Below are 17197 nucleotides of genomic sequence, written 5' to 3'. Positions count from 1 at the left end.
AGGAGCCTGAGATGACGAGCGATGTGGCCATCATCGGCGTGGGCCTGCATCCTTTCGGCAGGTTCGACAAGACCGCGATGCAGATGGGTGCCGAGGCCATCCACTCCGCGCTGGGCGATGCCGGCCTGGACTGGAAGGACATTCAGTTCGGCTTCGGTGGTAGTTACGAGGTGTCCAACCCCGACGCGGTGACTCGGCTGATCGGGCTGACCGGCATCCCGTTCACCGACGTGTTCAACGCCTGTGCCACCGCGGCCAGCGCCATTCAGCAGACCGCTGACACCATCCGGTTGGGCAAGTACGACATCGGCATCGCCATCGGCCTGGACAAGCACCCGCGTGGTGCGTTCACCGACGACCCCGCCAAGCTGGCGCTGCCGCAGTGGTACGCGCAGAACGGGCAGTTCGTCACCACCAAGTTCTTCGGCATGAAGGCCAACAAGTACATCCACGACCACAACATCTCCCAGGCTACCCTGGCGAAGGTCGCCGCCAAGAACTTCCGCAACGGTGCGTTGAACCCGAATGCGTTCCGCCGCAAGGCGATTCCCGAGGATGAAATCCTGCATTCGACGGTGCTGAATTACCCGCTGACGCAGTACATGTTCTGTGCGCCCGACGAGGGTGCCGCCGCCGTCATCATGTGCCGCGCCGACCTGGCGCACAAGTTCACCGACACGCCGGTATATGTGCGGGCCTGCGAGATCCGGACCCGGCGTTACGGCGCCTACGAGGTGCATGCGACCTCGGCTCCATTGGACGAGGACGCCTCGCCGACGGTGTACGCGGCTCAGGCCGCCTACGAAGCCGCGGGCATCGGCCCCGAGGACGTCGACGCCGCCCAGCTACAGGACACCGACGCCGGCGCCGAGGTCATCCACATGGCCGAAACCGGCCTGTGCGCCGACGGCGAACAAGAGAAGCTGATCGCCGACGGGGCCACCGAGATCCACGGTTCGATGCCCGTCAACACCGACGGCGGGTTGATCGCCAACGGTGAGCCGATCGGCGCGTCGGGTCTGCGGCAGATGCACGAGCTGGTGCGCCAGCTGCGCGGCGAGGCGGGCGAGCGTCAGGTGCCCGGCAACCCCCGCGTCGGCCTGGCGCAGGTGTATGGCGCGCCCGGCACGGCCTCGGCGACGATCCTGTCGACCTAGCGCGAGTCCCCCGCGCGAGCAGACGCAGAGTCGCACTCACGCAAGGCGATTCGTGCGACTCTGCGTCTGCTCGCGGCACTACACCACTCGGCGCTACGCCACGCGGCACGACGCCACGCGGCCACACTAAATGGCCGGGCCGAGAAGGTCGTCGGCGTCGCGGATGATATAGCCGTAGCCCTGCTCGGCGAGGAATCGCTGCCGGTGGGCGGCATACTCGGCGTCCAGGCTGTCGCGGGCCACCACGGAATAGAAGACCGCGCCGCCGCCATCGGCCTTGGGCCGCAGCAGCCGGCCCAGCCGTTGCGCCTCCTCCTGGCGTGAGCCGAATGTTCCCGAAACCTGCACCGCCACAGACGCTTCCGGCAAGTCGATGGAGAAGTTGGCGACCTTAGACACCACCAGGGTGGGCACCTCGCCGCGGCGGAAGGCGTCGAAAAGCGCTTCCCGCTCCGTGGTCCGGGTCGACCCCTGGATCACCGGAGCATCCAACTCGGCGCCGAGCTCGTCGAGCTGATCGAGGTAGGCGCCGATCACCAGGGTCTGCTCGCCGGGATGCCGACCCAACACCGACTTGACCACGGCGATTTTTGAATGCGCCGTCGAGCAAACCCGGTAGCGCTCTTCGGGTTCGGCGGTGGCATACATCATCCGTTCGTTGTCGGTCATGGTGACCCGGACCTCGACGCACTCCGCCGGCGCGATCCAGCCCTGCGCCTCGATGTCCTTCCACGGCGCGTCGTAGCGCTTCGGGCCGATCAGGGAAAACACGTCGCCCTCGCGGCCGTCTTCGCGGATCAGCGTGGCGGTCAGGCCGAGCCGCCGCTTGGACTGCAGGTCGGCGGTCATCCGGAACACCGGTGCCGGCAACAAGTGCACCTCGTCGTAGATGATCAGCCCCCAGTCGCGGCTGTCGAAAAGCTCCAGGTGCCGGTACTCGCCCTTGGTTCGGCGGGTGATCATCTGGTATGTCGAGATGGTGACGGGCCGAATTTCCTTGCGCTCTCCGGAGTATTCGCCGATCTCCTCCTCGGTCAGCGAGGTGCGGGCAATCAGTTCGCGTTTCCATTGCCGGGCGGCGACGATGTTGGTGACCAGAATGAGCGTCGTCGCACCGGCTTTCGCCATTGCGGCCGCGCCGACCAGCGTCTTGCCGGCACCGCAGGGAAGGACCACCACCCCGGAGCCGCCGGACCAGAACGAATCCGTGGCCAACTGCTGGTAATCGCGCAGCTGCCAGCCGTCCTGCCGCAGGCTGATCGGGTGCGCCTCGCCGTCGACGTAGCCAGCGAGATCATCTGCGGGCCAACCGATCTTGAGCAGCATCTGCTTGATCCGGCCGCGCTCGCTGGGGTGGACGACGACGGTGTCGTCGTCGATCCGTGCGCCCAGCATCGGTGCGATCTTCTTGTTGCGCAGCACTTCCTCGAGCACCGCGCGATCCAGACTCACCAGCGTCAGGCCGTGCGCCGGGTGCTTGACCAGTTGCAGCCGGCCGTAGCGGGCCATGGTGTCGACGATGTCGACCAGCAGCGGCTGCGGCACCGCGTAGCGCGAATAGCTCACCAGCGCGTCGACGACCTGTTCGGCGTCATGGCCCGCGGCGCGCGCGTTCCACAGCGCCAGCGGCGTGATGCGGTAGGTGTGCACGTGTTCGGGTGCGCGTTCCAGCTCGGCGAACGGCGCGATGGCGGCGCGCGCGGCGCCCGCCAGCTCATGGTCCACTTCCAGCAGCACCGTCTTGTCGGACTGCACGATCAACGGCCCGTCAGTCAATGGCGCCGCCCTCCCCCGCAAGCGGGTGGGGGTACCTCCCACTTGTGGGGCCATACCCCCACCCCATCGCTACTCTTTTCAATGTCGCCGGCGCGCATATCGTCCATTATTCAGTCGTCGGCCGACACCACCGACGTGATGCGGTGAATGGCGAAGTCGCGCAGCCGCCCGGACGCCGAATCGAACGCCACCAGCTGCCCACCCCGGATGGTGATCGGCGACACCACCCGCTGGGTGGCCACGCCGGCGGCGTCGAGGTAGCCGATCACCAACGTGTCCTGGTCCTTGGCCGCGCGCTGCAGCAGCGACATGGTGACCGCGGGGTCGACGCGGATGTTGCCGAACGGTGCGGCGGTCACCCTGCGCAGCACCGAGACGACGGCGTTGAGCGTCTCGGTGCTTGGGCGCGGCGGGGGGCGATACGGGCGGCGGCGCTGCGGCGTGGGCACCCTGGCTCCGCGCGGCCGGACGTCGACGATGGAGCCGGTGGAGTCTTCGGCGGCCGGGGCGAAGCCGGCGCCGCGCAACGCGACAAGCACCTCGGCGATCGGCGCGGGCGACACCGCCACCGTCGGCGCCAGGGCACGCAGCTGCAGCTCTTCGGCGACCGCGACCGCCTGGGCCAGCAGAGCCGGGTCCTCGCAGCGCACGAACGAGGCGGCCATGCCGATTCGCAGCTGGCCGTGCCGGCGCGCGACGTCGTCGATAAGGTACGTGAGTCCTTGCGGCACAGGTGTTTTGGAATGCTTCCTGAATAGCTCGTGCATCCAGTCCCGGGTCTTGCCGATGTCGAGCGCGTGCCGGATCGACTGCTCGCTCACGCGGTACACCATCGCCGTGCCGGCCGATTCGACGGTGGCGACCGTGGCCAGGTCCTCGGCAAGGTCGCGTTGCAGCGGCCCGGGTACGACGACGGTCAGGTCGGCCTGCACCAGAAAGTGGTCGATGGGCGCGGGCATCGCCCGGCTCATCGCGTGGACCGCGATCTCGGGATCTGCGGATTCCTGCAGCAGCGCGCGACCGGGCGTGCTGATCGCCCCGCGACCCACCAGGCCCAGGGCGTGGCTCTCGGTCAGCAGGTCGGCCACGGGTGGCGGCTGCAGCCGCCTGGCCCAGCGCGGACGCCGCCAGATCAGGGCGGCCGACGCCGAGGCCGCATCCACGCCGGCACCGGCGGGCAGCTCGGAGAGCATGCCCAGCAGCAGTCGGCGATCCAGCGGCGCCGCCGTTGAGTACAACGAATCCGTAAGGGCGCCATAAGGTTTGCCGTCGGGGCCGCGGCTGCCGATCAAGGCCGGCCGGCTCGGCAAGTCAAGCCACGTGCTGGCCAACAGGTGCCAACGCTCGGCGGGCGACATCGAGGTGAACCGTTCGGTGGCCACCGTCGGCGCCCAGTACGGTCCGTCACCGCGTGCGGGCTCCGGATCGGGCATGCCGCTGGCGATCAATCCGGCCGCGACCGCAACCTCGAGGATCAGGCCCAGCCGCGGTTCGTCCAGCCCGGTCGCCTTGGCCAGCCGCTTGACGTCGCGAACTCCCAGTCCACCGCTGCGCAGTTCGGAAACCGGTGCGGCGCCGAGGGTTTGAAGCAGTACGTCGAGCTCGCGCAGCAGGTCGATGACGGCCCCGGCGGCCGTGGCGTCGACATCGTGGGCGGTGGTGGTCGATACCACCGGGTCGGGTGCGGTCAGCTGCATCGGGCCGGGCTGCTCGCCACGCAGCACCTGCGCCACGTGGCGCGGCAGGATCACCGTCTCGGCGTCGATGCGCCGCAGCAGGCCCATCGCTAGCAGCTGGGGCACCGGCCGGTCCGTCCGGGCGCCGGGCGCGGCGTCGCGCGTGCGTCCCATCGGGGACCCTTCGAGCAGTTTGTCCACCACGTCGCGCTGTGCCTCGTCGAGCCCGTCGATGAGGTCGGCGATCTGCTCGCCGGTGCGTGAGGCGTCCTCGAGCGTGACTTGCCCCGGATGCCACGGCAATGCCGTGCCGGCGTCGGCGGCCACCCGGACCGCGGCCTCGCCCCACACCAGGGCGCGCCGCCTGAGGTCGTCGAGCGCGCCGATCACGTCGGCCTCGGGAGCGCGGTCACCGATGAGGGCCAGCAGCTTTGCGGTCGGCACCGGCGCCGAATCGGCTTGCAGCACCAGCAGCGCGTCGAGCACCGCCAGCCGTAGGAAGTCGAGCTCGTCGGTGGCGGCCTTGACCGACTGACGGGCCTGTGCCCGCGCGGCCAGCGCCGCGATGCTGCCAGGCGGCGGCTGGGCGAGGTCTGGCCGTAGTTCCAGCAGTCGGATCAGCCGCTCGTCGGGCAAGTCGGCCAGCCAGGACCCCAGCGGGATGTCCGGGGTGTTGTCGGTCATTGCCGACCAGCGTAAAGCAGCCCGCCGACCCCGAGGCCGCGCCGAGGATGCGGAGTCCCCTTGCGTTACCTGCGCGGGCGCGACCTGTCAGAATGGACCCCGTGGCTGACATCGCTGAGGACAGGGCGCGCAAAACCAAGTACGTCGACAACGGCTGGCCGACGACGGACCCGGACGACCACGCGGTAAGTGAACTGGTGACCGATCGGACCGGTGCGCTATCACCCTTCGGTGAACTGGTGTTCCCGCTGCCCTCGACCGACCTGCCCTACGTCCACCCGGTCACGGTCGTCAACCGGTAGGTCGCCCGGATGGCCGAGGCATCCGCATCCAAGGCCCCCGCGACCCGGGAGTCGAGGGAATCCGGCTCCGGCACGCTGTCACACCTGGATGAGCGTGGGGCGGCGCACATGGTCGACGTCACCGAAAAGGGAGCGACCAAGCGCGCGGCCGTTGCCGCCGGAGCCTTGCGTACGTCCCCGGAGGTGGTGGCGCTGATCTCGACGGGCGGTCTGCCCAAGGGCGATGCGTTGGCCACCGCGCGGGTGGCGGGCATCCTGGCGGCAAAGCGCACCAGCGACCTGATCCCGCTGTGCCACCAGCTCGCGCTCACCGGAGTCGACGTCGATTTCACCGTCGGCGAGTCGGACATCGAGATCACCGCGACCGTGCGCAGCACCGACCGTACGGGTGTGGAGATGGAGGCGCTGACCGCCGTCAGCGTGGCCGGGCTCACGCTCTACGACATGGTCAAAGCGGTCGACCCGGCCGCCCGCATCGACGACATCCGGGTGCTCCGCAAGGAGGGTGGCAAAACCGGAAATTGGGCACGGCGATGAGCGCCCGATCCGCACGAGTCATCATCGCCTCAACTCGCGCGTCTGCCGGTGTGTACGACGATCGATGCGGGCCGATCATCACGGAATGGCTTGCGCAGCAGGGATTTTCGTCCGCACAACCCGAGGTCGTCGCTGACGGGCAGCCGGTCGGCGAAGCGCTGCGCAGGGCGCTTGATGCCGGAGTCGACCTCATCCTCACCTCCGGCGGCACCGGCATCTCGCCCAGCGACACCACCCCGGACCAGACCGTGGCGGTGCTCGACTACATGATCCCCGGGCTGGCCGACGCCATCCGCCGTTCCGGGCTGCCACACGTGCCGACGTCTGTGCTGTCGCGCGGTGTGTGCGGTGTGGTTGGCCAGACCCTGATTGTCAATCTGCCGGGCTCGCCGGGCGGGGTGCGCGACGGCCTGGGAGTGCTCGCCGGCGTGCTCGACCACGCGCTCGACCAACTCGCTGGTGGGGATCACGAGCGATGACGCTCGTCTTGCGCGCCGCCATGACCGAAGAGCCGATTTTTCTGGCCGAGCACGAAGAGCTGGTGAGCCATCAATCGGCGGGCGCCATCGTTGGGTTCGTCGGCATGATTCGCGATCACGACGGCGGGCGTCGCGTGGTGCGGTTGGAGTATTCCGCGCACCCGTCGGCCGCGCAGGTCATTGCCCACGTGGTGGCCGAGGTCGCCGAGGAGTCCAGTGGGGTGCGCGCCCTCGCGGCCAGCCACCGCATCGGTGCGCTGCACGTCGGTGAGGCGGCACTGGTGGCCGCGGTCGCCGCCGACCATCGACGGGCGGCATTCGACACCTGCGCCTGGCTGGTCGACACGATCAAGGCGCGGCTACCGGTGTGGAAGCACCAGTTCTTCGACGACGGAACCGACGAATGGGTGGGCTCGGCCTAAACGCCTCGACCGCCGGCATCGAGTCTGCGGTCACGGCGCCGAAACTGCGGCCACCGCGTGGATTGGCCACTTGGAGTCGCTGCCGTTGCAGTCTCAGCGCCTCAAGGGCGCCGAGCAATCCGACTAGGTAAAGGCGTCAGTTGATGACGGACGGCTGCGCAAGGGCGTCCAGCGCATCGTTTCCGTGGATGTCGGCGCCTTGGATCGCTTCCCACAGCTGCTTGGTGTAGCCGACTTTCGAAGCGTGCTGCGGCTCGGCCGTTGCGCCGTTGTTGACATCGGCGGGAGGCGGCGGCACGTCAGCCGGCGGTGCCGGATCGGCCGGGGGAGCGGGCGGCGCGTCGGCGGGCGGGACCGGTGGCGCCACGTCCGCGGGGGGTGGTGCGTCCGCTGGCGGTGCCAGGTCTGCGGGCGGGGCCGGTGGCATGTCCGCAGGGGGTGCGGGTGGCACGTCCGCGGGCGGCGGCGCGTCGGCGGGAGGTACCGGCGGTGCGAGGTCGGCAGGCGGTGCGGGCGGTACCTCCACGGGCGGTATCTCCGCGGGTGGCGCCGGTTGGTCAAAGGAGGCCAGCTGCACCGGCGGAGGCGCATCGGCGGGCGGCGCAGGAGGTGGGGGAGGCGGCGGGGGCGCGTCGGCGGGCGGTGGGGCCAGCGGTGCCGGCTCGCCGTTGATCCCGGGTGCATCCAGCGGCGCGTCCATACCCGCCGGTGCGGGGGGAGGGACGTCGCGCGGCGTCGGGCCCGACAGCCCGTGACCGCAGACCGGCCAAGCGCCGCGACCCTGGGTCGCCAGCACCCGCTCGGCGACCGCGATCTGCTGTTCCCTGGTGGCCAGCTGGGCCGACGGGGCGTACTGGCCACCGCCGTGCGCGGCCCAGGTGCCGGCGCTGAACTGCAGGCCACCCTGGTAGCCGTTGCCGGTGTTGATTCCCCAGTTGCCGCCGGACTCGCAGCGGGCTACCTGGTCCCATTCGCCGTCGGTGGCCGCGGCCGCCTGGCCGGCGAGGGCGATGCTGCCGCCACCAAGCACCACCCCTGTGAAGGCGACCTTGGCGACGCTGATGCTCGATGTGGTGGGCTTACGATGACGTCCACTCATAGGCGCCGGAACATTCCTCTCTCGTAACGCGCCTACGAGGTCAGCTGTCGGGTTCGGGTCGGAGAGGCCACCCGGCCGGCATCGTCCTTCACGTGGGCGCGACGTCGGCTTCACCCCAAGGAGCCGCAAGCGGCCCCAAGTCCGATCGCGGTGGACCGGTGGGTCCCCCGCCTCCATCCACTTACGGTGTCCCCCGCCTATTGGATGGAGCTCGGCGCGATAGACGAGGGAGGACCGCCAATCGGTCAGCTTGGCGAGCCTTCGGAGACGCTAGCGGTTTCTGTTGGCGTCGTCATGTTTTAAGGAAACCCGGCGTTTCCCGCACGGCCATCTTGCAAAAGCCCAGGAATGCCGCGGGTTTGTGCAGTTCACAGGGCCCGAGACCGGAGCGTGTCCGCGTCGTTATCGTTCCGTTACGTGAGATATTTCACAGTTTTAGCCGCCGGCGAAGGGCGGCAGCACGTCGATGGTGTCGCCCGAACGCAGCGCTGTGGCCTGGTCGCGAACGGCGGTTCCGTCGCACAGATAGGAGCAGCGGGTCAACACGGCGGCGAGGCGGCTTCCGGGGTCGGCGAGCCTCCCGACCAGCTCGGCCACCGTGGTGCCTGGCCGCAGCATCACCATTTCCGATTCGGTTCCCGCGGCCGCGCGTGCGGCGGCGAAGTAGCGCACCGTCACCCGGATGCCGTCTGGCTCGACAGGGAGTTCAGCCACCGATTGCGCTCATCGGGCGGTCGGGCTGGATGAAGTCGGGGTCGTTGATGCCGTGGCCGGCGGGCTTGGCCCACATCGCGGCGCGCCACGCCGCCTCGATCGTGTCGTCGTCCGCGCCGCGGCGCAGCAGGCCTCGAAGGTCGGTCTCCTCGGCGGAGAACAGGCAGCTGCGGATTTGGCCGTCGGCCGTCAGCCGGGTGCGGTCGCACGTCGAGCAGAACGCGTGCGAGACCGACGCGATGACGCCGAACTTTCCGCTCGGCGTGTTCGGGCCGGTGTCGACCAGCCAGAGTTCGGCCGGGGCCGAACCGCGGGGGGCCGGGTCCGGCCGCAGCCGGAAGTGCGGGCGCAGCGCGGCCAGCACGTCGTCGGCGGTCAGCGCCACCCCGCGGCGCCACTGATGCCCGGCATCCAGCGGCATCTGCTCGATGACCCGCAACTGATAGCCATGGTCGAGGCAGAACCGCAACAGTTCGACGGCATCCTCGCGTCCGGTGGCGGGATCGAGCACGGCGTTCACCTTGACCGGCGTCAGGCCCGCGTCTTTGGCGGCCGCCAAGCCGGCCAGCACCTCAGGAAGCCGGTCCCGGCGGGTGATGGCCGCGAAGTGGTCGCGGTCAACGCTGTCCATCGACACGTTGACCCGGTCCAGGCCTGCGTGGGCTAAACCAGCAGCCCGTCGGGCCAATCCGACACCGTTGGTGGTCAGCGAGATCTCGGGACGGGGCCGCAGGCCGGCCGCCGCCGCGATCACCTCTTCGAGGTGCCGAGACAACAAGGGCTCGCCACCGGTGAACCTGATGCCGGTGATGCCCAGCCGGGTGACGGCGATACGCATCAGCCTGGCCAGCTCGTTGGGCCGCAGCAGTTGTTCTCCGGGTAGCCAGTCCAAACCGTCGGCCGGCATGCAATAACTGCACCGCAGGTTGCAGCGATCGGTCAGTGACACCCGCAGATCGGTGGCGACCCGCCCGTATGTGTCCAACAGCGGGCCGGCGGTCGGTGCCCCGGCCGCGACGGCACGGTGCCCGTTGAGGCTAGGCACCGTGGGTAGACCCAATGCGGTCAGCGTCATGCGGGCACCCGCGCGAATCGGGTCGGCGAGCCGACGGGAACGATGTCTTTGCCCAGCGGCATCAAGGACACCGGGATCAGTTTGAGATTGGCCAGCGCCAGCGGAATGCCGACGATCGTGATCGCCATCGCCACCGCGCTCACCAAGTGGCCGATCGCCAGCCACAACCCAAACAGCAGCACCCAGATGACATTTCCGATCAGGGCGCCGGTCCCCGCGGTCGGCTTGTCGACGATCGTCCGGCCGAACGGCCATAACGCGTACGAGGCGATGCGCAGCGACGCGAAGCCGGACGGGATGGTGATGATGAGCACGAAGCTGATGAGCGCCGCGAGCAGGTATCCGACGGCCATCCACAGGCCGCCGAATACGAGCCAGATGACGTTCAGGACCAGGCGCATTTCTCCTCCAGCGGGTAATGCCAGCCTACCGAGTGAGGCGCAACGGGGGGTGCTCGTCAGGCAAGCATCCGAGTAGGATCACAATTCACATCGCGTCCTGCGCAGGCGGGGCGCTTCTTATGTCGCTCATTCCGTCAGACAAGCAGGTGAGACCAGTGCCGACCGGCAAGGTTAAGTGGTACGACGCCGAGAAGGGGTTTGGCTTCCTGTCGCAGGAGGACGGCGAAGACGTCTACGTCCGCTCGTCGGCGTTGCCCGCCGGGGTCGAGGGGCTCAAAGCGGGACAGCGGGTGGAATTCGGTGTGGCTTCCGGCCGACGGGGCCCGCAGGCGTTGAGTCTCAAGCTGATCGATCCGCCGCCCAGCCTTGCCAAGGTACGCCGCGAGCCGTCCGTCGAGCACAAGCACAGCCCGGATGAGCTGCACGGCATGGTCGAGGACATGATCACGCTGCTGGAGAGCACCGTGCAGCCCGAGTTGCGCAAAGGTCGCTACCCGGACCGCAAGACCGCTCGCCGGGTCTCCGAGGTGGTCAAAGCGGTGGCCCGGGAACTCGACGCCTAGCCCGACGACGGCGAGCGCCGGAACGGCGCGAGGGGTCTTTTTTGTTACGGCTCGCCGTAGTTACGTGGTGAAGGAACCGGGTATTCAAGCCTCGAGTCGTTGGCAAGGAGGTGGCGATGCCACAGCAAGCGCAGGTCACGGAGGAACAAGCGAGGGCCCTCGCCGAGGAATCCCGCGAAATTGGTTGGGATAAACCATCATTCGCCAAAGAACTGTTTCTCGGTCGTTTTCCGTTGGAGCTCATACACCCGTTTCCCAAACCGTCCGACGCCGACGAGGAACGCACCCGCGCATTCCTCGACAAGCTGCGGGAGTTTCTCGGCACCGTCGAGGGCAGCGTCATCGAACGCGATGCGCGGATTCCCGACGAATACGTGAAGGGCTTGGCCGAACTGGGTTGTTTCGGCATGAAGATACCGTCGGAATACGGCGGTCTGGGCATGTCGCAGGTCGCCTACAACAGGGCCCTGGTGTTGATTGCGTCGGTCCATCCCAGCCTCGGCGCGTTGCTGTCGGCCCATCAGTCGATCGGCGTGCCCGAACCGCTCAAGCTCGCCGGGACCCCCGAACAGAAGCGAAAGTTCTTGCCGCGCTGCGCAGCTGGCGCGATATCGGCATTCCTGCTCACCGAACTCGACGTGGGATCCGACCCGGCGCGCCTGGCGTCGACCGCGACACCGGTCGACGACGGGAAGGCCTACGAAATCGAGGGCGTGAAGCTGTGGACCACCAACGGGGTGGTCGCCGAACTGCTGGTGGTCATGGCCCGGGTACCCAAGAGCGACGGGCACCGCGGCGGCATCAGCGCATTCGTGGTCGAGGCCGATTCACCCGGGATCACCGTGGAGCGGCGCAACACGTTCATGGGTCTGCGCGGCATCGAGAACGGCGTGACCAGGCTTCATCGCGTGCGCGTGCCGGCCGAAAACCTGATCGGTCGCGAAGGCGACGGGCTTCGGATCGCGCTGACCACACTGAACGCCGGGCGGCTGTCGGTGCCGGCGAGCGCGACGGGCTCGTCGAAGTGGGCGCTGAAGATAGCGCGCGAATGGTCCGGCGAGCGCGTGCAGTGGGGCAAGCCGCTGGCCAAACACGAAGCGGTGGCCCGCAAGATCTCGTTCATCGCCGCCACCACCTATGCGCTCGATGCGGTGCTGGAGCTGTCCGCCCAGATGGCCGACGAAGGCCGCAACGACATCCGGATCGAGGCGGCGCTGGCCAAATTGTGGTCCAGCGAGATGGCCTGCCTCATCGCCGACAAGCTCCTGCAGATCCGGGGCGGGCGGGGCTATGAGACCGCGGAGTCCCTGGCCGCGCGTGGGGAGCGCGCGGTCCCGGTCGAGCAGGTGTTGCGGGACCTGCGGATCAACCGCATCTTCGAAGGGTCGAGCGAGATCATGAGGCTGCTCATCGCGCGCGAAGCGGTCGATGCCCACCTGAGTGCGGCCGGTGACCTCGCGAAGCCCGACGCCGGTCTGCGGCAGAAGGCCGCCGCGGCCGCCGGTGCTAGCGGATTTTACGCAAAGTGGTTGCCACAGCTGGTTTTTGGTGAGGGGCAGCGGCCCAGGGCCTACAGCGAGTTCGGCCCACTGGCGTCGCATCTGCGGTTTGTCGAACGCTGCACCCGCAAGCTGGCCCGCAACACCTTCTACGGGATGGCGCGTTGGCAGGCCAAACTGGAGCAACGGCAGGGATTCCTCGGGCGCATCGTCGACATCGGTGCCGAGCTCTTCGCGATGTCCGCCGTATGTGTCCGGGCCGAGGGGCAGCGGGCCGCGGATCCGGACGTCGGTCGTCAGGCATACGAGCTGGCCGAAACGTTTTGCGAGCAAGCGACGTTGCGGGTGGACGCCCTGTTCCACGCGTTGTGGACCAACACCGACAGCACCGACGTTCGACTGACCCACGACGTGCTGGAGGGCCGCTACACCTGGCTGGAGGATGGGATCGTCGATCAGTCCGAGGGCACCGGACCGTGGATCGCGCCTTGGGAACCAGGGGCATCGACCGAGCCCAATCTGGCTCGGCGGTTTCTGACGGTGTCCCTTTTGCACCGAACGTCGACGTGATGACGCGAAGTCCCGGCGTGTCGGCCCAACAGCTCGACGTTCGGTGCTGGGGCAGAATTGTCGCCATGGCCACCTACGTCGCCGGGGTGGGCGAATTCACCCGCGATACCAACTACATCACCACCCGCATCACCGCCGACGGACGCGACGGCTATCCGGTCGAGCCCGGCCGTTACCGGCTCGTCGTGGCCCGCGCCTGCCCGTGGGCCAACCGCGCGATCATCGTTAGGCGGTTGCTGGGCCTGGAAGGCGTTCTGTCCATTGGGTTTTGCGGTCCCACCCACGACGAGCGCAGTTGGACCTTCGACCTCGACCCGGGGGGCGTCGACCCGGTGCTGAAGATCCCACGACTGCAGGACGCCTACTTCAAGCGCTTCCCCGACTACCCCAAGGGCATCACCGTCCCGGCAATCGTCGACATACCTACCGGCGCGGTGGTCACCAACGATTTCGCCCAGATGACCCTGGACTTCTCGACGGAGTGGACCGCCTACCACCGCGACGGCGCACCCGAGCTATACCCCGAACCGCTGCGGGGTGAGATCGACGAGGTGAACAAGAGGGTCTACACGGAGATCAACAACGGCGTGTACCGCTGCGGCTTCGCCGGTACGCAGCAGGCCTACGAAGCGGCCTACGACCGGCTGTTCACCGCCCTGGATTGGGTGAGCGATCGCCTCGCCAACCAGCGATACCTGGTGGGCGACACCATCACCGAGGCCGACGTACGGCTCTTCACCACCCTGGCCCGCTTCGACCCGGTTTACCACGGCCATTTCAAATGCAATCGAAGCAAACTCAGCGAAATGCCGGTGTTGTGGGCATATGCGCGTGACCTATTCCAGACACCAGGTTTCGGCGATACCGTCGACTTCGTCCAGATCAAGCAGCACTACTACATCGTGCACGCCGACATCAACCCCACCGGCATCGTGCCCAAGGGCCCGGACCTGACCGGCTGGTTGACGCCACATGGACGGGAAGCGTTGGTGGGCAGGCCTTTCGGAGGAGGAACGCCCCCCGGTCCGCCGGTCGGCGGCGAGCGGGTACCGGCCGGCCACGGCGCCTGAGTTTCCCATTCCGAACGTCAAAAGATAAGCCGCACAGACCATTCCGCGTGTGGCACGGCGCGCACCGTGGTGGTGTCGTTCGGTTGGCCAGCGTCGATCACCAACGTCAGCAACTGCACGACTATCCCGGTCAGCCGCCCGCGGTGAGGGTCGACCGACGGAATGGTGACCGCGAGCCGGGTGCCCGGCCGAAACATGGTGGTGGCGGTGTTGGCGGGGTCCTCATACACCTGCAGTAGCCGCCAGGGCGCCCGGGAAATGGCTTCGGGGACCGACAGTTGCACCGGATAGTGCTCGTTGGCCGGAAGCTCGCCCTGGGCCTGCGGCGTCTGGCAGTCGTTGAGGTTGAGCACATTGCAGTACAGATAGGGTCCCACCCGGGTCAGGTGCCCGTGCGAATACGCGCTGATCTCGGGTGGCTGCGGACCGGGCCGCCGCACGAGCAGCCACGTTCCGATCCCGGCCGCCACGGTCAGCAGCGTCACCGAGGCCGCCAGCAACACGACCACGACCCGCTTGTTTCTGGGTTTCACTCGGGCACCACCGCCGGCCTACCGGCGGGCTGGCGCGACCCCTCCTGCTCGACCATGACGGGGCGGTTGCCTCCGAGACCGGGGATCAACGAGTCGCCGCGGAAGCTGACAAGGGTCTGCGCCAGCCCAAGGATGAGCAGCGCGCTGACCGCGGTGAAGCCGACCCACAATTCGGTGTACACCAACACGCCCAGCGCCCCACCCAACACCCAGGCCAGCTGCAGCGTCGACTCCGAGCGGCCGAACCCCGATGCCCGCGACTCCTCGGGCAGGTCGTTTTGCAACGAGGCGTCCAGCGAGGCCTTCGCAATGGCGCTGGACCCCGACGTGACAAGCGTGGCGATCACCGCCACCACCAGGTTGCCCGCCACCGAGGCCGCCACCGCGACCGTGCACACCGCCACCGTGCAGCGCACCACCAGCACGGCGGGCCTGCCCAGCCGCAGGCGTGCGCTGGTGAAATTGCCGGCGAAATTGCCGATCCCGGCCGCGGCGCCGATCACGCCCAGCATGCCCAATTGAACCCAGCCGTTGGCTTGGTGCGCCTTGGCGACAAACGCCGGGTACAGGAACAAAAAGCCCACCATCACCTTGATGGTGCAATTGCCCCACAGTGAGGTAATAATGTTGCGGCCCAAGGGTTGTCGAAGCGTACCGCCGACCTTTTTGACCTCTTCGGGCCAACTTCGCTTCGGCGCGCCGCTGTCCCGGCGATAGCTCAAGGTGGCCGGGACCTCGCCCGCCGTCACCTCGACCCAGCGCGGAATCCGCATCGAGAGCAAGGCGCCCACGATCGTGATTGCGACGACCACGAACAGCGCGCCGGGCAGCTTGAACAGGTGGGTGCAGGTGAACTCGACGCCGGCGGCGATGGCGCCGCCGGCTATGGTGCCGCCGAGTAGGCCGAACACCGTCAGCCGAGAGTTCACCCGCACCAGGTCGATGGTCGGCGGCATCACCCTCGGTGTCACCGCGCTGCGTAGCACGCTGAACGACTTCGAGAACACCATCATGGCCAGGGCGCACGGATACAGCACCATCGACGGGTAGCTCCCCGTGGCGCCGTCGTAGTTCATGATCAGCACCAATGCCAACGCGGTGCGAAGCGCGAACGACGTGGCGAGCGCGACGCGGCGGCCGTGCTGCAGCCGGTCCAGCGCAGGGCCGATGAGCGGCGCGATCACCGCGAAGGGCGCGATGGTGATCAACAGGTACAGCGCGACCCGGCCCTTGCTCTCGCCGGTCGCCGCGGCGAAGAACAGCGTGTTGGCCAACGCCACGGCCATCGCGGCGTCCACCGCGAAGTTCGCGACGACCGGCCACGTCAGCGCGGTCAGACCGGACTTGTCGGCGCCGTCGGCGGTGGCGGCCCGCTGCACCATCCAGTACATCCGCGAACCCATTTCACGGCTTCGCTGCGCCGCGGCGCGAGTGACGGTGATGCGTTCGCCGGGGGCGGGACCACGTGGCGGCGCGCCGCCACTGCGCTCGGCTTGTGGCCGCTGGCCCAGCGGTGGGAGGTAGCGGTTGGCGCTCGGCATCGGCGGCGGGCGCCGCGCCCGGCGATAGTCGGCGTCGTCGGCCGGGTAGTTGGCCATGCCCGGATGCTGATTGGTCGATCCGTTACGGGTCCGGCGGCCCGGGTTGGGGACCACACGGCCCGGATCATCACGCCGCCGTCCAGACACGAACCAATTCTCTCCCATGCCGGCAGGCGACCGGGTGTGGCTCGCCAACCTAGTATTGGAGGCGCAATGCAGAGAGGGGACAGCGTGACCGGACCCACTGAAGGGTCGGTGGGACCCGCCGCCACGACCGTGGCCGAATGGCCCGAAGGGTTGGCGGCGGTGCTCACGGGCGCGGTCGACCAGGCCAGGTCCGCCGTCGAAGAGTTCGCCGGTCCCGAGGCGGTCGGGGACTACCTGGGCGTCAGCTACGAAGACCCGAACGCCGCCACCCATCGGTTCCTGGCGCACCTGCCCGGTTACCAGGGCTGGCAGTGGGCGGCCGTCGTCGCCGCTTACCCCGGCGCCGAGCACGCCACCATCAGCGAAGTGGTGCTGATCCCCGGGCCGACGGCGCTGCTTGCTCCCGAATGGGTGCCCTGGGAACGGCGCGTGCGACCGGGCGATCTGAGTCCCGGAGACCTGCTGGCTCCTGCAGCTAACGACCCACGGTTGGTTCCCGGCTACACCGCCAGCGGCGACCCCCAGGTCGACGAGACCGCCGCCGAGATCGGGCTGGGCCGGCGCTGGGTGATGGGCGCCTGGGGCCGCTCCGAGGCTGCCGAGCGCTGGCACACCGGCGACTACGGTCCCGACTCGGCGATGGCGCGCTCCACCAAACGCGTGTGCCGCGACTGCGGATTTTTTCTGCCGCTGGTCGGATCGTTCGGCGCGATGTTCGGGGTATGCGGCAACGAACTCTCCGCCGACGGCCACGTCGTCGACAAGCAATACGGCTGCGGCGCCCATTCCGACACACCTGCTCCGGCGGGCAGCGGCTCGCCGATATACGAGCCCTACGACGACGGCGTGCTCGATGTCATGGAGACGATGCCTGAGCCTCAGGCCGAGCTGCCGGAGACTCCGGAAGCGACGGAACCGCCGGATTAGCCCTTCTCGGCCGCGGCTTTGATGT

The 17197-nt window shown here is 68.4% G+C and carries 17 protein-coding genes and 1 riboswitch; of the genes, 9 read left to right on the top strand and 8 right to left on the bottom strand.

Features of this window, described 5'->3' with window-relative positions; all coding sequences use genetic code 11:
- Positions 1–11: 11 nt before the first annotated feature.
- Complete coding sequence (locus K3U93_RS20325) at positions 12–1157, top strand: thiolase family protein (RefSeq protein ID WP_083011977.1); 1146 nt, start codon at positions 12–14, stop codon at positions 1155–1157.
- A 126-nt stretch (positions 1158–1283) separates the two neighbouring features.
- On the opposite strand, the gene K3U93_RS20320 is transcribed toward K3U93_RS20325, so the two are convergent.
- Both K3U93_RS20320 and K3U93_RS20315 read right to left on the bottom strand, forming a co-directional pair.
- Positions 1284–2933, bottom strand: a complete 1650-nt coding sequence (locus K3U93_RS20320; RefSeq protein WP_083011980.1) for a DNA repair helicase XPB — start codon at positions 2931–2933, stop codon at positions 1284–1286.
- Between the two features lie 110 nt (positions 2934–3043).
- Complete coding sequence (locus K3U93_RS20315) at positions 3044–5293, bottom strand: helicase-associated domain-containing protein (protein WP_083011982.1); 2250 nt, start codon at positions 5291–5293, stop codon at positions 3044–3046.
- Positions 5294–5394: 101 nt separating this feature from the next.
- Between K3U93_RS20315 and K3U93_RS20310 the strand changes: the two genes are divergently transcribed.
- The 4 genes from K3U93_RS20310 to K3U93_RS20295 are packed head-to-tail and all read left to right on the top strand — an operon-like array spanning position 5395 to position 7033.
- A complete protein-coding gene (locus K3U93_RS20310) occupies positions 5395–5595 on the top strand; it encodes a hypothetical protein (protein ID WP_176220054.1) in 201 nt (66 codons plus the stop codon).
- Positions 5596–5604: 9 nt separating this feature from the next.
- A complete protein-coding gene (gene moaC / locus K3U93_RS20305; RefSeq protein WP_071509153.1) occupies positions 5605–6132 on the top strand; it encodes a cyclic pyranopterin monophosphate synthase MoaC in 528 nt (175 codons plus the stop codon).
- Positions 6129–6611 carry a MogA/MoaB family molybdenum cofactor biosynthesis protein gene (locus K3U93_RS20300; RefSeq protein ID WP_083011987.1) on the top strand — a complete coding sequence of 161 codons (483 nt, stop codon included), beginning with the start codon at positions 6129–6131 and terminating at the stop codon, positions 6609–6611. The genes moaC and K3U93_RS20300 overlap by 4 nt, the downstream gene beginning before the upstream one ends.
- On the top strand, positions 6608–7033 hold the full coding sequence (locus tag K3U93_RS20295) for a molybdenum cofactor biosynthesis protein MoaE (protein ID WP_083011989.1): 426 nt from the start codon (positions 6608–6610) through the stop codon (positions 7031–7033). Before K3U93_RS20300 ends, K3U93_RS20295 begins: the two co-directional genes overlap by 4 nt.
- A 136-nt stretch (positions 7034–7169) precedes the next feature.
- Here K3U93_RS20295 and K3U93_RS20290 read toward each other — a convergent pair whose 3' ends face one another.
- The 4 genes from K3U93_RS20290 to K3U93_RS20275 form a co-directional block, all read right to left on the bottom strand.
- Positions 7170–8132 (bottom strand): transglycosylase family protein, encoded by a 963-nt coding sequence (locus K3U93_RS20290; RefSeq protein WP_220688558.1) that lies wholly within the window; start codon positions 8130–8132, stop codon positions 7170–7172.
- Positions 8133–8145: 13 nt separating this feature from the next.
- A riboswitch (cyclic di-AMP (ydaO/yuaA leader) is annotated at positions 8146–8359 on the bottom strand.
- 208 nt (positions 8360–8567) lie between these two features.
- Positions 8568–8846 (bottom strand): MoaD/ThiS family protein, encoded by a 279-nt coding sequence (locus tag K3U93_RS20285; RefSeq protein ID WP_071508964.1) that lies wholly within the window; start codon positions 8844–8846, stop codon positions 8568–8570.
- Positions 8839–9921, bottom strand: coding sequence for a GTP 3',8-cyclase MoaA (gene moaA / locus K3U93_RS20280; protein WP_071508963.1), 1083 nt, complete (start codon positions 9919–9921; stop codon positions 8839–8841). The genes K3U93_RS20285 and moaA overlap by 8 nt, the downstream gene beginning before the upstream one ends.
- Positions 9918–10322 (bottom strand): YccF domain-containing protein, encoded by a 405-nt coding sequence (locus K3U93_RS20275; protein WP_071508962.1) that lies wholly within the window; start codon positions 10320–10322, stop codon positions 9918–9920. Before K3U93_RS20275 ends, moaA begins: the two co-directional genes overlap by 4 nt.
- A gap of 155 nt (positions 10323–10477) precedes the next feature.
- Between K3U93_RS20275 and K3U93_RS20270 the strand changes: the two genes are divergently transcribed.
- From K3U93_RS20270 to K3U93_RS20260, 3 genes are all read left to right on the top strand, one after another.
- Positions 10478–10885, top strand: a complete 408-nt coding sequence (locus tag K3U93_RS20270) for a cold-shock protein (protein WP_071508961.1) — start codon at positions 10478–10480, stop codon at positions 10883–10885.
- A gap of 116 nt (positions 10886–11001) precedes the next feature.
- Positions 11002–12954, top strand: coding sequence for an acyl-CoA dehydrogenase family protein (locus tag K3U93_RS20265; RefSeq protein ID WP_083012698.1), 1953 nt, complete (start codon positions 11002–11004; stop codon positions 12952–12954).
- A gap of 65 nt (positions 12955–13019) precedes the next feature.
- The gene (locus tag K3U93_RS20260; protein WP_083012701.1) at positions 13020–14024 is read left to right on the top strand and encodes a glutathione S-transferase family protein; all 1005 of its coding nucleotides are present in this window, start codon (positions 13020–13022) and stop codon (positions 14022–14024) included.
- 17 nt (positions 14025–14041) lie between these two features.
- Here the strand turns inward: K3U93_RS20260 and K3U93_RS20255 are convergent, their stop codons facing one another.
- Both K3U93_RS20255 and K3U93_RS20250 read right to left on the bottom strand, forming a co-directional pair.
- Complete coding sequence (locus tag K3U93_RS20255) at positions 14042–14557, bottom strand: DUF2771 domain-containing protein (RefSeq protein WP_083012703.1); 516 nt, start codon at positions 14555–14557, stop codon at positions 14042–14044.
- Complete coding sequence (locus K3U93_RS20250; RefSeq protein ID WP_139797220.1) at positions 14554–16212, bottom strand: MFS transporter; 1659 nt, start codon at positions 16210–16212, stop codon at positions 14554–14556. The genes K3U93_RS20255 and K3U93_RS20250 overlap by 4 nt, the downstream gene beginning before the upstream one ends.
- A 117-nt stretch (positions 16213–16329) precedes the next feature.
- Between K3U93_RS20250 and K3U93_RS20245 the strand changes: the two genes are divergently transcribed.
- Complete coding sequence (locus K3U93_RS20245; RefSeq protein ID WP_139797218.1) at positions 16330–17172, top strand: DUF3027 domain-containing protein; 843 nt, start codon at positions 16330–16332, stop codon at positions 17170–17172.
- Positions 17173–17197: the final 25 nt, after the last annotated feature.

The organism is Mycobacterium malmoense (genome assembly GCF_019645855.1).
Classification (GTDB): domain Bacteria; phylum Actinomycetota; class Actinomycetes; order Mycobacteriales; family Mycobacteriaceae; genus Mycobacterium; species Mycobacterium malmoense.
This window is presented reverse-complemented; position numbering and strand designations above follow the sequence as displayed.

What these genes read in the sequence shown, in the direction of transcription:
- K3U93_RS20300 (WP_083011987.1), top strand. Translation starts at nt 6,129, where the DNA reads ATGAGCGCCCGATCCGCACGAGTCATCATCGCCTCAACTCGCGCGTCT.
- K3U93_RS20295 (WP_083011989.1), top strand. Translation starts at nt 6,608, where the DNA reads ATGACGCTCGTCTTGCGCGCCGCCATGACCGAAGAGCCGATTTTTCTG.
- K3U93_RS20290 (WP_220688558.1), bottom strand. Translation starts at nt 8,132, where the DNA reads ATGAGTGGACGTCATCGTAAGCCCACCACATCGAGCATCAGCGTCGCC.
- K3U93_RS20265 (WP_083012698.1), top strand. Translation starts at nt 11,002, where the DNA reads ATGCCACAGCAAGCGCAGGTCACGGAGGAACAAGCGAGGGCCCTCGCC.
- moaC (WP_071509153.1), top strand. Translation starts at nt 5,605, where the DNA reads ATGGCCGAGGCATCCGCATCCAAGGCCCCCGCGACCCGGGAGTCGAGG.
- K3U93_RS20260 (WP_083012701.1), top strand. Translation starts at nt 13,020, where the DNA reads ATGGCCACCTACGTCGCCGGGGTGGGCGAATTCACCCGCGATACCAAC.
- moaA (WP_071508963.1), bottom strand. Translation starts at nt 9,921, where the DNA reads ATGACGCTGACCGCATTGGGTCTACCCACGGTGCCTAGCCTCAACGGG.
- K3U93_RS20325 (WP_083011977.1), top strand. Translation starts at nt 12, where the DNA reads ATGACGAGCGATGTGGCCATCATCGGCGTGGGCCTGCATCCTTTCGGC.
- K3U93_RS20315 (WP_083011982.1), bottom strand. Translation starts at nt 5,293, where the DNA reads ATGACCGACAACACCCCGGACATCCCGCTGGGGTCCTGGCTGGCCGAC.
- K3U93_RS20275 (WP_071508962.1), bottom strand. Translation starts at nt 10,322, where the DNA reads ATGCGCCTGGTCCTGAACGTCATCTGGCTCGTATTCGGCGGCCTGTGG.